This window comes from Paenibacillus sp. Marseille-Q9583 (assembly GCF_976954365.1).
The window spans coordinates 32527-48482 of record NZ_CDRJTB010000025.1 but is presented as its reverse complement, the minus strand read 5'-3'; the positions used below and the strand labels follow the sequence as shown (position 1 = coordinate 48482).

Genomic DNA, 15956 nt, shown 5'->3' with positions numbered 1-15956 from the left:
ACCTTCTAGCTATTTTTTCGTTCCAGGAGCTTTAGCGGAATGCCAAACGTGACAACAGTCCCTTCATTCGGGACACTGCTGATTTCAAAGCGAACCTGATCTTCATAATATAGTTCCAGTCTGCGATACACGTTGCGGATTCCGATATTCGTTCCTGAAGAGGCTTCTTCATTTTGAACATTAAATAAAATTTCTTTAAGCTGGCTTGGTTCGATCCCTTTGCCGTTATCTGAAATCGTAACTTGCAAACGGCCATCCTCGATTTCCGTCTTTACTTTAATGATACCGAGTCCTTCTATGGCCTGCAGACCATGCTTACAGGAATTTTCTACTAACGGCTGCATGCTTAGCTTTGGAATTTTATATTGCAGCGACTGCTCATCGATCTCAAATTGATAGTCAAATTTATCTCTGAACCGGAATTTTTCTATTTTCAGATACATCTCAATGAACGTCATTTCTTCTTCCAATGTAACGAGATCTTCTTTCCAGCTAAGTAGTCTTCTGAGCAACTTGGATAAACTCTTAATGATGTCTGTAACGTCCGAATAATTATTTTTGGTACAGACCACTAAAATGGCATTTAAAGTATTGAAGAGAAAATGGGGATTCATCTGACTTTGCAAAAAATTCAGTTCAGCCCTTACTCTTTCCATCTCCAGGTTATTCTTTTGAATCTCTAGTTTGTATACATCGTTAATTAGAGAATTAATTTTAGTGGTCATTCTATTAAAGTTGTGAATCAAGTCACCAATCTCATCTTGTCCTTCATCGATTTGAATAAGATCGAATTTCTCATTCGTTACTTTTTGCATATGCCTAGACAACCGTTTCACCCGATAATTGTACGATCTTAACATCACATATAAAAAGGCGGTTGTGAGCAAGGTGACAATGGACGCCAAAATACCCGCATAAATTCGAATCTCCATAATCGCCTGAGCAATACGCTCCCCCTGCGTAACCCCTATAATTCGCCAGCTTTTTATATAACTAGCCCCGCCAACGGGTACAATATGTATGTCTTCCTTGTGCTCATCATCCTGAAGCTCGAACACAGGATAAGGATCCTTCGTACCCCTCTGATACCCGCTCTGAGCAGACATAATGATTTCATCCTGCCCGTTAACCAGGTAAAGACTCAAATAATCCTTTTCTCTAATTATAATGTCATATATTTTACTGAGATCCAGGTCAATTCTAAGCAGCTTCTCATAGGTATTCAGTGAGCTGTATACATCCATTCGCTCAATTACACTTAAATACGGGGCATTAGAAGCCACATTAGGCGCTGCGCTCATTTGATAAGCAGCAAGAAACATATGTTTATTCGCAGCACTGAACTGCTTATACCACTCACTCTCCCTTACCTTGTCCGTGATGACCTGATAGTTACTACCGGAAACAATGGAGTCATTATTCGTAAATACAGTAATTCGTTCAAGTTGATTGTTAACTGGCATATAACTGTTCATCCGATCTCGAAGCTGTTCGTCGAAGGTGTCATAAAATTCAATCAAGTTCCCATACCTCCGCTCTAGCAATTCATACAGATTCTTATCTGAGGACAGCGTATAACTAACTGCTACTCCTCCCTCAATGAAATCTTGAATATCCTTTCTGGCCCTCTCTAAAGATATTTCTAAGTTTTGCTGTTCTCTGGATTTGATCAAATCGGAAATCCGATCCAAAAAAACAAGGTTAATAATAATAATAGGGAGTAGAACGCCTATAACGTAAATGAGGGAAAATTTGTAGTTCAGTGGAATGTCATTCACTACTTTTCTAAATCTGAATTTTTTTCTCTCCATACGAAACACCTTGCTTCCCCTTGAGCTATTAGTTTTTATTTTCATTTTTATAAACCGATGGGACTACCCCTACAATCAGCTTGAACTTATCAATAAAATAGTCTGTGTTTGAGAATCCCACCTGCACCGCAATATCCGATATTTTCAGCTGCGTTCGCTTAAGCAGACTTTTGGCTTCCTCAATCCTTTTGGCATTTAAATATTCACTAAAGCCCTGCCCCGTTTGTTTCCTGAATACCTGTCCCAAATAGGTAGAATTGATATGAAATTGCCGTGCTAAATCCTGAAGCTTCAATTTATTCCTAAATTCACGATCCACACACTGAATCACCTTGTAAATCGTATTTTGTTCATTCTGCTGCTCTAATTCAGATAGATAGACCGTCGCCAGCATACACAGACTTTGAACATAACGGCTTAATGCAAAATAATCATTTAGTTCACCTAGATTTCCATACTCTTGCTGAAGCTTTATCATCATCGTATCCGGGATACCATTCATTTGGGCTATCAGTGTACAGATCGTAAGCTCTAAATGAGCCACCTGGGCTTGCACGACCTCAATCGTCAACAGATTCTCTACGAAAGAGGCGAACGCTTCTTTTACACAAGGTTGTATCTGTTCTAAATCATTTGCCAGGACCTTATCCAGCAGCTGTTTGAAGTGATCCTCATGGTGTTCCTTCTTCTTTAGAACCCTAAGCTCGCTATAATAAAAGATCCCCCTCTTCTGCTGATGTGTCTTTCGTTTCCATACATCAAGTGCCTGAATATAGATTTCTCGAATCGAGCATATGCCTACCATTCTAGTGCTAATCGCCAGGAGTACCGGTTCATGTAAATGTTCAGCGATATCCGAACGAATCTGGTTTACAATAGCTTCCAGACTCTCATTCCCAATAGAAGCAGACTCAAGAATAATCCCTGTTCTTCCCGATCGATCCTGAAAGAAACGGGTACATTCCTTGGGAAAATAGTCGACGATCCGTGGATGCAATGGATTGATAGACATGGCTGGTTCGATAAGAATACACATTAACTCTGCATTCGCTTGAAGCTTCAACGTGCTCTGGGTTAGAAGCTCTAAATTTTCGTTATACTCGCCTTGTAATAGGCGGTTGACGATATTATTTACGACAAAGAATTGCTTCTTATCAAGCTCCTGATTGGAAGCGATTTCATTTTGAATCATAGGCGTAATCCTGCTTAATAAGGACTCTATTTCTTCATCATCAATAGGTTTTAATAAATAGTCATTCACTCGTTGCTGCAATGCCGTATGCGCAAGTTTAAAATCGTCATACCCGGTCAATACCACAAATTTCGGAGGCTTTGGCATCACTTCATTCAACTGTGTGATAAGCTCGAGACCATTAATAACCGGCATATTAATGTCCGTTAGGACCAATTCTGGTTTATATTCCTGTATAAGTCTCATAGCTTCTGAGCCATTATGGGCTTCCGCGCACACTTCAAAGCCGTATTTTTCCCAGTCAATCATCGTTCTCAGCCCTTCAAGCACCCAGGGCTCATCATCCACGATCAGAACCTTCAGCATGATGTTCACTCCAATCTCCTAAGATAAGGCTCGCTTTCTTATGAAAATATATATTATGCTAACACAATTGAATATTGTTGTGAATTCATAATTTTCCCTTCTTTTGCTTAAAACAGTACTTTTAAATCTGGTAAAAGCATAAAAAAACGATGTATCCAGACTTTCAGACACATCGAGTTCAGTATGTTTTTAGTTAATAAGCTACCTTCGAACTAAGGTTGTTCTCGTGATTGATTAACCATTCTTTTCTTGCAATGCCGCCGCCATAGCCCCCTAATTCACCATTACTATTGATCACGCGATGACACGGAACCAAGATCGATAATTGATTCGCTCCATTAGCTCTCGCTACAGCTCGACAAGCCGAAGGGTTGTTTATATTCTCTGCAAGCTCCTTGTAAGAGACCGTCTGGCCTACTGGAATTCTTCGAAGTTCATTCCATACCTTTTGCTGAAAATCAGAGCCTAAATAACGAATCGGTGATTTAAACTCCGTAAGTCCCCCTTCGAAATAAAGAGTTAATTCCTCTTCAATTTGCTCTAGCACCGGTACTTTTTCAGGCAAAATAGTTGCATTCAAGCGAGTACGTAATTTCTTAATTTCGCTCTCAAGTCCCTTTCGATCCACAAATTCCAGCAGTAAAAGGCACTCTTCATCTGAGATCGCAAGCATAGACCCTAATATCGTTTCTATCCAGGTACAGTACAGCACTTTAATCTGCTTGGAATGATTCGGGACCGTCCCCATCGTTCTTGAAAAAGCATCCCTAAACCCATTACTCGAATCGTAACCGCTGTCCAGTTGTACGTTTATGATAGAATCCCCATTCCTGATATGTTTGAATGCCAGCCCTAAACGTCTGGAACGCGCATATTCAATAAATGTCATTCCAAATTGCTTCTTAAATTGCCGGCGTGCTGTATTTGCACTTATCGACAGCTCATCAAAATCTTTATCGGTCCATTTTCTTTCTGGATTACGTTCAATAGCTTCGACAAGAAGCTTTACTTCTAAGGACATTTTCGTGGGATTAGACAAAGGCTGGCATCTTTTACAAGGTCTATAAGACGCTAACAAAGCTTCTTTGGCTGTTGCGAAAAACTCGCAATTTTCTTTATAAGGCTTTTTAGCGGGGCAAGTTGGCCTGCACATAATACCTGTTGTTCTTACGCCGACAAAAAATACACCTTCATAATTGGAGTTTTTTTCAACTAACATCTCATAATATTTATCGATTTGCTGTTTATTAGTAATCATAGTTTCGTTAGCTCATTTCTGAATAATGTGCAGGTAGCTGCAGAATGGCACGAGCATCTTCTTGAAGATTATGCTGTGCTTGAAAGTAACTATGCGGTCCATAGCTAATTCTTTTTACGCCAAGCTCTTGCAATTCAACATTTGAAATCATACCATCCATTACCATAACATTTACAGGCAGTGGTGACTGCTGCACAAAATATTCAATCAAGTTTCGATCGGTGAGTCCCGGTATAAAAATTCCATCTGCTCCAGCAGCAGCGTAAGCACAGGTACGCTCAACTGCTTCATTCACTAAATCCAAAGAATGCTCCCCATTTTTGAAAAAGAGATCGGTTCTGGCGTTAATAAACACACTTTTTTGAAGTTTGGCTGCCACTTGCTGTATAGTTCGAATACGATGACTTTGTTCCTCGATTGCCCATAATTCATCATTCGGATGATTCACCTTTTGATCTTCGAAATTGATCCCACATATATCTAATTGGAATAATTGTTCTATGTTATTGGCTAAAGATTCTTCATTTACAGCATACCCACCTTCAATATCTACCGTCAATGGCACAGATACATGTTCTGCTATTCTCGCAACAGCCCGCAGTAGCTGCTCAAATGAGAGCTGTTCACCATCCGAATACCCCCATGCATCCGCCATAGCGAAGCTGCTTGTGGCTATAGCCTTTGAACCGGCTTTTTCTATCGCTATAGCCGAAGCTACATCCCAGCAGTTATATAGCATTAGCGGATTTTCTTGATCGTGCAAAGACTTAAAATAGTCATAGTCATTTCTGTTCATCAGTGGTCATCTCCATTAAATAGAATAGCACCACTATATAATAGACAATGATTCGCCATACCAGAAAAATTAACACCAATCTTTTTTCGCAAAAAAAAACACCGATTGATGATCTCATCCTATAAGGACCTGATCATACCATCGATGTTAGTATACAGTTTAAAGTTCCACCTTACGGAGTGATGGTTTGGAGGATGGCTTAGGTGACTTTTCCCCTGTTCGCATCGGTATGATTTGTGGTGCAGCAATTCCGATCAGAACAACGAAAATTCCAACCCAGCGAAGTAGGGATACTTCTTCTTGCAGGACTAACACGGAGGCTACTACAGCTGCCGGCAACTCTGCCGCTCCAAGAATCGTACCCAGACCTGATCCCAGTTTCGGAACACCAATAGAAAAGAAAAGCACAGGAATAACTATACCAAATAGCCCTAAAGGAAGACCATACTTCCAAAGTCCATCTGTAAGTGTTCCGTCATAAATAAAGGAAGGGGAAAAAACAACCATAATAATAATCATTGCACTTGTAGTCATATACAAGCTTTTATTCACAGCAGGTACATGAGTAGCCACTCTTCCACTAACAAAAATATAAAAGGCAAACGACACCGCAGACATCAAACCGAAAACAATACCACTCGTAGTCATTTCGCCTACACTAGGTTCTAGAATCCCCCCAGCTAATATGGTTCCTATCAAAAGAATAACCATTGAAATTATTTTCTCTCGACTAGGCCATTTTCTATCTACAACAGCCTCCAGAATCACACCAATCCAAGTAAATTGGAATAAGAGAACGATCGCAATCGAAGCAGGTAATTGTTCAACGGCAAACCCATAGAAAATACCCGTCATACTAATGGTAATCCCCGCGCCTAATAACGAAGCACCTACCTTTAGTCCGAGTTTTTTCCGGGAAAATAATACAACTAACAAGAGCAGCATGCACCATCCAAAAAAGTATTGCGACCCGACCAGTTGCTGCATTCTAAATCCATCGTTCATTCCAAGCTTGACGATCGTTGACAGCGATCCATAACTACATGCTCCTATAAATACTAGTAAAGCATATTTGAGTAACTTCATATTCATCGTAATCTTCTTTCCTTTCTGTTGAACCATCCTATTGAACCGTCCAAATCACATAATAAAGCCCCTTGTCATCGAAATGACAAGGGGCGACTGAAACCAAAGAATACATCTTTGACAAAATTCCGCCACTCCATCCACTGGATAGAGTTTGGTTTATTTACTTATAACAATACGAATTATAATATGATAAATCACACAGGGTGTCAACTTGAAATGTTTGCAATAACTTTATTTCGGTTATATTTCAAACTCTTCTGTTGAATTTGAAAGACCACCATTCTGTACACCACTATTATTGGCTACAGCAAGAACATACACCTTATATTTGACACCTTTAACAATTGAATCTCCGTTTACATCCCTTGTCGCAGTGAATATTGAAGGATTAGTCCCGTTAGGGGTTACAGACGTATAATACGAGGATCTCACCTCAATAGCATCCGCAGAGCCAAAGCCTTGTTTGGAAGGAACCACCAATACTCGATATTCAGAAATATTGGACTCATTGGCTGATTTGACGAAACTAATCAGGATTCTGCCATCGTCCTCTTTATACGTTACATTGGTTACAGAGATCACTGGGCTCTTAGTTGTAGACAACGTAATGACCGATGACTCCCCGGATAATGCATTGGGACCTGAATAATTACTACCACCCACAGCTAACACGTACACTTTATAACTAATTCCAGGCTTTATTAAATTACCACGTACGTCTCTGGCGGAAGAATCTAATACTTGACTGGTACTGTTGCCTGATGTACTTACCGAGGTGTAATTAGCACTCGATACATTATTAGCGTCAGACAGGCTAAAGCTACTGTAATAGGACGTAGGTACCACCATAATCCGGTATTGGTTGATGTAAGTTTCATCTGTGGCATGGCTAAACGACACCTTTAAATCCCGGCCATCACCATAGTCATTTACATCGCTGACACTCAAGTTTATAACGGCTTTTACGCTAGAATCATTCAACAAAGTAATGACGGATGAAGCGGAAGAGAGCACATTCGAATCCCAATAAATCCCGCTTCCGATGGATAATACATATACTCTATAGCTAGTTCCATTCTTTATCGAAGCTCCGAGAACGTCTCTAGTTGACGAATTCAATACTTGACTGGTCGAAGATCCAGATGTACTCACCGATGTATAGTTGCTACTTGATACATTATTCGCTTCAGCTAAACTAAAGCTACTATAATAGGATGTGGGTACTACCATAATCCGATACTGGCTAATATAGGTTTCGTCCGTCGGATGAGTGAAGGACACTCTCAAATCTCGGCCATCACCATAGTCGTTAACGTCACTGACACTCAAGTTTGAGACCATACTCACACTAGAATCATTCAACAACGTAATGACCGATGAAGGTGATGAAAGCACATTGCCAGTATTACTGCTTCCAATAGATAAAATATATACTTTATAGTTGACTCCATTCTTTATCAAAGCTCCACGTACATCTCTGGTTGATGAAGTCAATACTTGATTGGTTGTAGTACCTGTTGTACTCACTGCTGTATAGTAGGCACTCGATATATTATTGGCTTCAGCTAAACTAAAGCTACTGTAATATGACGTCGGAACTACCAGGATACGATACTGGCTAATATAGGTTTCGTCCGTCGCATGAGTAAATGATACCCTCAAATCTCGGCCATCATTATAGTTGTTAACGTCGCTAACACTTAAGTTAGAAACTCCTATGTTGGACAGCGTAATTGCAGATGAAACAGAAGATAATACATTATTTGCTGCATTACTGCTATCAATCGCCATGACAAACACTCTATAGCTCACGCCAGTTTTAACAAGAGCTCCGTCCACATCTCTGGCTCCTGAAGATAAAATTTGCGTGATATTATTTCCCGTCTTGCTGACTAACGTGTAATTAGCACTGGTCACATTATTTGCTGTAGCTAAATTAAAATTCGAATAATTAGTAGCTTTGACAACAAATATCCGATAAGAACTTACCTTCGACTCATCTGACAGCTTATTGAAGCTGACCGATAAATCTCTTCCATCCCCATAATCACTTATATCATTTACTTGTACATTATTTATTGCCGCAACAGTCTTATTCACTAGTGTCATAGTGGAGGACCCACTAGAAAGTGCACTGGCATTACTTCCTTTGCCAATCGTCAAGACATAAGCTACATACGCTTGATTACTCTTAATTGAATCACCATCAACAGTCCTCGAAGCAGAAGTCAAATTAATCGAAGGATTAGTACCTGTTGGTAATACCATAGAATAATTGTAAGAGGTTATCGTTTGTGCGGACGACAAGTTGAGAATATTCCCTGATTTCACAATCAAAACACGGTAATGATCCACTAGTGACTCATTTGCCGCTCGAGTGAAACTAACCTGAAGATCGCGGCCATCACCGAAATCACTCACATCTTGTGCTACTACGTTCGATACTGGACCAGCATTTCCAACGTTCGAGGCTGAAGTCGTTATCGTTACAACCTGCGTCTTGGGGTTCCATCCCACTTCATGGCCCAGCGCTTCACTGACGAACCTTGTTGGAACCATCGTCCTTCCCTTCAGATTCAAACCAGGCACGTCTAGCGTTACAGCCTTATTGTTAATGGTTGCTGTCTTTGAGCCAATCTTTAACATAATCGTTGTATCATCTTTAGTTGCCGTTACAGTTTGTGCTTTTTGATTCCACTTGATGGTGGCATTAAAGGCTTCAAAAATAGCCCGCAGCGGTACCATCGTCCGCCCGTTCACCATCACGGGTGCTTGATCTGTTGACAATCGAACCCCGTCAATAATAATACTGATCGGAGTAGCGGCCTTTACAGATGATTGAAACATCATCGGAAAGACTACTAAAACTACTAAAATTGAAATCCATAACTTCTTCACAGATCCACCCTCCTGGAATGACGAATACATTTTTTACCTACTCATTTGACGCTTCTAACTATATAAAAGTTTCATGATTTATAGGTTACAAAAAAATAATCTTGACACCCATCACCCCATGATGAAAGACGAGCTATGCACTCAGAGAAATAAAAAAGAGAGAGCAGTATTTCCACTCTCTCCCCAAGGCTTACACCTTTCTGACTTGCGACCGATACATTAAAAATAGGAAATATGGAGCCCCAATCAGCATTATAATAAGACCCGATGGAATTTCTTTCGGCGCCATAATCGTTCTCCCCAGCGTATCCGCAATCACGAGCATTAATCCGCCAAGCAATCCTGACAGAACAATGGATCGTCTCGTATGATGCCCAATCATCATACGTACTGCATGGGGCGCCATAAGTCCGAGAAAACCAATCGTTCCTACACTCGCTACGGCCCCCGCTGCAAGCATCACACCGATAATCATGGCCCAAAGCCGAGTTCCGCGAACGGGCAAGCCCAGACCTGTTGAACTCTCATCCCCAAAAGCCAGTAAATCGAATCTACGTCCCAAATAATAAGCCAATGGAACGAGTACAATCAGGAAGATAAACAAGCTATTAAATTGACTCCAGCTTCGTCCGTAAGTCGAGCCCGTTAACCAAATTAAAGAGCTGCTGCTCCATAAACTGCCCTTAACGATCATGACCTGTATTCCCGCAGAAGCAATTGCTGATACTGCAATTCCAAGCAGGATAAGGACAGATGGATTCAAGGCTCTACGCCATGCCATAACAAACACAAAGGCTGCAGCCAAAGCACCACCCGCAATTGCTGCAATAGGGACTGCTAATACCGTCAATGCCGGAAAAGCGACCATTACGGTTAACGCCCCCAATCCAGCACCCGAGGTCACACCAATAATGGAGGCGTCAGCCAGCGGATTTCGGACAGCGCTTTGAATCAAGACACCGCTAATGGCAAGCGCGATACCGCCTCCAGCCGCAACGAGTGTACGCGGAAGCCGTAAATTCAGCAGGACGGAATAAGATCCATCTCCACTTTGGATAAGACTGCTCAGTAGCTCGCTAATCGGTATTCTCGTTCCCCCAAGTGACAAACTCACAAGGATAACTGTAAAGAGCAGTACGGTCATGATTATCACCGCCGGAACAAAGCGCATCCGAAGCGCAGTTCCACCTATATTCATAGATGACTGACCTGAGCCTGAACCCGATATATTTTTCATCTTGGTGAGCACCAGCCATATGAGCCAAGGCGCTCCAATAATCGCCATAACCGCCCCAACTGGCATCTCACCTACACTGCTACGAACCATACGCGCAAGCGTATCCGCTGCCGTAATGAGCAGGGCTCCCCACAGCGCACTTGCAGGAATGAGCAGGTGATGCTTTCGAATACCGCTAAGCCGAACCAGATGAGGAGCCACCAGACCAACAAATCCGATCGGACCGACCACGCTGACCACGACCGCAGCCAACAATACAGATAAACCTAGACCTAACCCCCGTGCCAATCCAACACGTTGCCCAAGTGAGCGGGCAGTGGACTCATCAAGCTCCAACGCGTCAAACTGCCTACCTGCGAGCATAGCTGCTATTAGCAATGGAATAACAAAAGGCCAGGCATACTTAACACCATCCCAATCTAGCTGGATCAGTGAACCTGAGCCCCATAAGAATAGGTTTTGCGTTTCATTCTTGTTAAAAATATGTAGGGCTGATGTAAATGCTCCAAGAACCATAGACACGATCATACCTGATAAAGCCAGACGGACAGGTGTAGCCCCCTTGCCACCGCTCAGCAAATAGGCGGCTAATGCCGCAATCAGTCCCCCTGCTACTGCAAGCAAAAATGGGAACTCATGCTGCAAAGCTGGAAAAGTAACCATACCTAGGACAACCATAAAATAAGCTCCGGCATTAATCCCGAGTGTATCTGAGGAAGCGAGCGGATTCTTCGTTATCGTTTGCAATAATGCTCCAGCCGCAGCTAGAGCGGCCCCAGCCAGTAGGCCAATCACCGTACGCGGCATCCGGATATCCCAGAGCAGATTATGTTCCATCACATCCTGACGGTTCAGCAACCCCTCTAACACTGTAGCTGCAGGGATTTTGGCTTCACCGAAGCCTAGACTTAGAATGGACAGAACAAAGAGGGCAGCAAGGCCGCCCCCAAATATTCCAATGATTCGCCAAGTCATTCCGCTTGAGGCTTCTTTGCTGCTCTTCCCGTTCATAAAAGCACTCATTTCGTTAATGTATTTATAACTTCATCCACAATAACTTTGGAGGATATCGGACCGCCGAACACCCAAGTAGTACTGCTCAATCCGAAGGTGCGATTCCCTTTCACAAAGTTAAGGCCGTTCCAAACGGAATTATCCTTCAGTTCTTTCGTGAAAATATTATCATCCTTCTGGACGATATACATCAGGTTAGTATCCTGAACAGCCGGCAATGCTTCAACCGTTGAGGTAGTAAATCCGTAAGCTTCGAATTTTCCGGGTTTCCAGTCGTTCTTCAGACCAATCCGATCCAATGTTTGTACAGCAAGTGAGTTATCTGTAAAAAGACGTAATGTTGCAGCATTCTGATAGCTGTATGCTTGCGTCAGCACGTAATTCAAGCCTTCCTTACCTGCTTCAGTCAGCTTTGTCTTTGCTGCTGCATAATGGGCATCCAAGTCAGCGAGGACCTTGTCACCTTCAGCGGTTTTACCAACAGCCGCTGCAATCGTTTTGAAGGTATCTTCCATAATCGTGTACTGATCACCTTGTCCTTCTTCCGGATACAGACCGAAAATCAGCGTTGGAGCGATGCCTTTTAATTGATCATAAATTCCTTCATGTCCACCCGTATTAGCAATAATCAAATCCGGCTTTAAAGAAGCTATGGTCTCCAAATCTGGCTCGTCACGTGAGCCAACATCCGTCACGCTTGCATCGAGTGGCGCTTCAGAAGTTACATATAACTTGTAGTTTTCGTTATCGGCATTCCCCACAGGCTGAACTCCGAGCGCGATGATGTCCTCCGTAAATGTCCATTCCAGCACCACAACCCTTTGTGCAGGCTTATCCAGCTTAACCTCGCCTTTAGAATCTTTTAATACGATCGGACCGCTTGTAGATTCACTGCTTGCGTTTTCAGAAGCTGGTTTGTCATTTGCTCCCACGTTCGATGTTGAATTATTCTTTTGGTTAGTACCACAGCCTGATACTACCAATATGATAGCAATAACCATAAATAAACTAATTAATCTTTTGTGCATCCTCTTTATCCCCCTGTATGTAACGCTCAAAGTTATATTCTATGATAATTGTTATCATTCTATTGATAATGATTATCATAGATAACATAATAGTTATCTTATACGTGATTCCAGCGAAAGTCAAAGTTAAAATTTAATATAGAAGGATTTTTCTCTAAAAAAAATCCTAATAAATCAAGGGCTTCCTTGATCATTAGGATGTTTGCTACTCCATTTTTTGGTTTGTAATTCTTTCAATGTGTATGGTGAGATACAACATTTCATCATTTGTTAATTCACGATTATATGTTTTGTCAATATAGATTTTTATTTTCTCAACGCTGGCGAAAGCTTCTTTGTATTGCTCCTTCACTAAATTAAATAAGCCATTCTCATTATCTGGCGGTGGAGTGCCATTGATGAGACGTTGTGCAAAAAATTTCAAGTGAGTGATAAACCGATAATAAGCGAGGGACTCCTCATCATACTCTAGTCTAAAATGATGTTTCACGATATTTAAGATGTCATTCATAATCTTCGTAATATTCACCATATTCGGCATCTCTTCATTCAGTTCAGCATTCACCAGATGGAGAGCAATATGTCCAGCCTCATCCTCGGGAAGGATAATGCCAAACCTTGAATGAATAATTTGAAGTGCAGCTTTTCCAACCTCATATTCTTCCTTGTAGAACTTTTTGATCTCCCAAAGCATGGCGTTTTTAATCTTCATCCCTTTTGAGAATCGCTCTAACGCAAAGCTGATATGATCGGTCAGACTGATGTAGATACTATCATCCAGCATTTTACCTAGCTGCAGCTTGGCGAAATTGATAATCTCTTCTGAAAGCTCCATATGCTCTATTGGAATCTCAGAAAGCAGTGTTTTTAGCTTATCTGAAAGCTTTTGATTGCTTAAAGTGAAGATCTTTTCAATTTTGTCTTCTTCTAAATAGTCCCCTTGTTTTTTCTTAAAGGCAAGTCCTCTTCCCATGACTACCAGTTCAAAATTAAGATCATCTATGACAGTAACAACATTGTTGTTTAACACTTTTTCAATCCGCATAATGCACCCCATTGTAACAAAAATTAAAAAAGGCAAAACCAAAAGTAACCATTAACAAATGGCTAAACTTCGGGTTTTGCCTGCACGACCAGTAACAATCCACAATTATTAATTTATAAAAATCATACCATGGACTTATTTAATCGACAAGCATCTAACAATCCTTTCCATTATGCGCAGCTAGTTATATTTTTATAATGTTTTTCATAAAAAATCGACCTCTCAGCATTCGGACTAAGAGATCGATTTCGTGTTAATTCTTATGGTCGGCCACTAAATCAAACGACAACCGTCATCAAATCTTCGCCCGGCGTGATCACTGCCTTTTTGGTGCCAATAACATCACTATAGTTAGCTGTATTGGTGATAATAATCGGTGTTGTGCTTTGATAGCCTTCATTTTTTATTTGTTCGAGATCAAATTCAATCAGTAGGTCTCCCTGTTTAACCGTTGCTCCTTCTTCCACTTTCACATCAAAATATTTACCCTTTAACTTCACAGTTTCTATACCGATATGGATCAGAACTTCAACGCCATCATCCGATACGACTGCAATACAATGACCTGTTCTGAAAATGGTGGATACAACCCCGCTTACCGGGGAGTACAGCTTACCTTCTGAGGGTTCAATTGCCACCCCCTTGCCCATGGCTTCAGAAGCAAATGCAGCATCATCTACTGAGGATAAAGGGATAACGTTACCAGCTAGAGGGCTTACAACAGTCGTACTTTTCACAGCGTGTGGGAGAATAACTTCGCTCTTTTCAGTATTCGTCTTTTCTTCTACACCATTCGATGTTTCTTCCACAGCATTCGCTTTCTTTTTGTCTTCAAAACCAAAGAACATCGTAATCACCGTAGCCAATATAATCGTCCCAAGAGCTATGATCGCTTGAATAGCCAAAGGATTGAATGCTGGAAGACTTAATACGCTCACAAATGCGAATACTTCCATTTTTACACCAGCAAGACCCGACATTGCTCCACCTAGACCACCGGCAATGGATACATAAATAAAAGTCCGTTTGTAACGTGTCAACAATCCGTAAATAATAGGTTCAGTTACGCCTGAGAGCGCGCCAGGTAAAAAGGTACTTCCGGCCAATGTTTTCAACTTTTTGTCTTTTGTTTTCAAGAAAATCCCTAAGGCGACACCAAGTTGAGCGAAAATAGCCATACCTGCCATTGCATAGATCGGATCTCCACCCTTAGCAATGTTTTCAAGAATAATCGGAACGAGTCCCCAGTGTAAACCGAGTACGGTCAGGTACGTCCAGGAAATCCCCACAATTGCACCCGTAATAATACCACTCTTGCTACTGAGGAACACAATAGCGTCTCCGATTAAGTTCCCTACATTTACTCCAAACGGTCCGAAAACCAAAATGGTCAAAGGAACAATCAACATCAAACATAACATAGGTACCAAGAACAATTGTAAATCCTTGTGTATAAACTTTCTTAGTTGCTTATCTAATAAAGCATATATACAGATGGCGATGAAAATCGGAAAAACGCTCGATGAATAATCCGACATTACTAAAGGAATACCTAGAAAATGTGGAGACTCAACACTGGCTAATCCCGTAATATTAGGTTCGAGTAACGCTGCACCGATAGCGCCCCCTACATAAGCATTTACACCGAGTCTAATCGATAACGTAATGCCCAGGAAAATTGGCAGAAAGTAAAACACAGCATTACTAGCGCCGGCTAGTACTTTGTAAGTCTCTCCATCCGCCGCTAAAACATTTAACGAAGTCAGTACAGTTAATAGCGCTTTCAACATACCCGCACCCGCTAAGGCACCAATTAAAGGCGAGAAGCTTCTAGAAATCACATCAAAAATCAGGGTTCCTATAGGTTTCTTAACCGTATTATCGCCAGAATTACTACTAGGGGATATGGATTTGCTTATCTCTTTATAAACATCAGCAACATGGGTACCCACAATAACTTGGAATTGTCCCCCTTTGCTAACTGCACCAATAATCCCTTCCATTTTATCCAGCTTTTCTTTATCAACTCTCTGTTCATCATTAAGCGTGAATCTTAGTCGAGTAGCACAGTGAATTACGTTGTTAATATTTTTCTCTCCACCGACAGATTGAATGATGTCTTTACCTAGCTGTTCATAACTCATTATCCTACACCCCTTTGGTAACCGATATATTAATCAATCGAGAAGGAATGAACGCAAAAAAACCTAAATCACATTCAT

Annotated in this window: 10 protein-coding genes; all 10 read right to left on the bottom strand. The window is 41.3% G+C overall.

Going from position 1 to position 15956, the window contains the following annotated elements; translation table 11 throughout:
- Positions 1-5: 5 nt before the first annotated feature.
- Positions 6-1811 (bottom strand): sensor histidine kinase, encoded by a 1806-nt coding sequence (locus ACWNM1_RS13760; RefSeq protein ID WP_076285332.1) that lies wholly within the window; start codon positions 1809-1811, stop codon positions 6-8.
- 28 nt (positions 1812-1839) lie between these two features.
- Entirely contained in the window at positions 1840-3369 is a 1530-nt protein-coding gene (locus ACWNM1_RS13755) for a response regulator transcription factor (RefSeq protein WP_449601372.1), read from the bottom strand.
- A 193-nt stretch (positions 3370-3562) separates the two neighbouring features.
- Positions 3563-4627, bottom strand: coding sequence for a bifunctional transcriptional activator/DNA repair enzyme AdaA (locus ACWNM1_RS13750; protein WP_449601355.1), 1065 nt, complete (start codon positions 4625-4627; stop codon positions 3563-3565).
- 7 nt (positions 4628-4634) lie between these two features.
- Complete coding sequence (locus ACWNM1_RS13745) at positions 4635-5423, bottom strand: isocitrate lyase/PEP mutase family protein (RefSeq protein WP_449601354.1); 789 nt, start codon at positions 5421-5423, stop codon at positions 4635-4637.
- A 159-nt stretch (positions 5424-5582) separates the two neighbouring features.
- The gene (locus ACWNM1_RS13740) at positions 5583-6509 is read right to left on the bottom strand and encodes an EamA family transporter (RefSeq protein ID WP_449601371.1); all 927 of its coding nucleotides are present in this window, start codon (positions 6507-6509) and stop codon (positions 5583-5585) included.
- Positions 6510-6752: 243 nt separating this feature from the next.
- On the bottom strand, positions 6753-9410 hold the full coding sequence (locus tag ACWNM1_RS13735) for a stalk domain-containing protein (RefSeq protein WP_449601353.1): 2658 nt from the start codon (positions 9408-9410) through the stop codon (positions 6753-6755).
- A gap of 190 nt (positions 9411-9600) precedes the next feature.
- Complete coding sequence (locus ACWNM1_RS13730) at positions 9601-11658, bottom strand: iron ABC transporter permease (RefSeq protein ID WP_449601352.1); 2058 nt, start codon at positions 11656-11658, stop codon at positions 9601-9603.
- An 8-nt stretch (positions 11659-11666) separates the two neighbouring features.
- A complete protein-coding gene (locus ACWNM1_RS13725) occupies positions 11667-12689 on the bottom strand; it encodes an ABC transporter substrate-binding protein (RefSeq protein WP_449601351.1) in 1023 nt (340 codons plus the stop codon).
- 205 nt (positions 12690-12894) lie between these two features.
- Positions 12895-13734, bottom strand: a complete 840-nt coding sequence (gene licT / locus ACWNM1_RS13720; RefSeq protein ID WP_449601350.1) for a BglG family transcription antiterminator LicT — start codon at positions 13732-13734, stop codon at positions 12895-12897.
- 278 nt (positions 13735-14012) lie between these two features.
- Entirely contained in the window at positions 14013-15878 is a 1866-nt protein-coding gene (locus ACWNM1_RS13715; RefSeq protein WP_449601349.1) for a beta-glucoside-specific PTS transporter subunit IIABC, read from the bottom strand.
- Between the last annotated feature and the right edge of the window lie 78 nt (positions 15879-15956).

Excerpts from the sequence above, each read along its gene's own strand:
- ACWNM1_RS13725 (WP_449601351.1), bottom strand. The coding sequence starts at position 12,689 with ATGCACAAAAGATTAATTAGTTTATTTATGGTTATTGCTATCATATTG.
- ACWNM1_RS13760 (WP_076285332.1), bottom strand. The coding sequence starts at position 1,811 with ATGGAGAGAAAAAAATTCAGATTTAGAAAAGTAGTGAATGACATTCCA.
- ACWNM1_RS13755 (WP_449601372.1), bottom strand. The coding sequence starts at position 3,369 with ATGCTGAAGGTTCTGATCGTGGATGATGAGCCCTGGGTGCTTGAAGGG.
- licT (WP_449601350.1), bottom strand. The coding sequence starts at position 13,734 with ATGCGGATTGAAAAAGTGTTAAACAACAATGTTGTTACTGTCATAGAT.
- ACWNM1_RS13715 (WP_449601349.1), bottom strand. The coding sequence starts at position 15,878 with ATGAGTTATGAACAGCTAGGTAAAGACATCATTCAATCTGTCGGTGGA.
- ACWNM1_RS13750 (WP_449601355.1), bottom strand. The coding sequence starts at position 4,627 with ATGATTACTAATAAACAGCAAATCGATAAATATTATGAGATGTTAGTT.
- ACWNM1_RS13730 (WP_449601352.1), bottom strand. The coding sequence starts at position 11,658 with ATGAACGGGAAGAGCAGCAAAGAAGCCTCAAGCGGAATGACTTGGCGA.
- ACWNM1_RS13745 (WP_449601354.1), bottom strand. The coding sequence starts at position 5,423 with ATGAACAGAAATGACTATGACTATTTTAAGTCTTTGCACGATCAAGAA.
- ACWNM1_RS13740 (WP_449601371.1), bottom strand. The coding sequence starts at position 6,509 with ATGAAGTTACTCAAATATGCTTTACTAGTATTTATAGGAGCATGTAGT.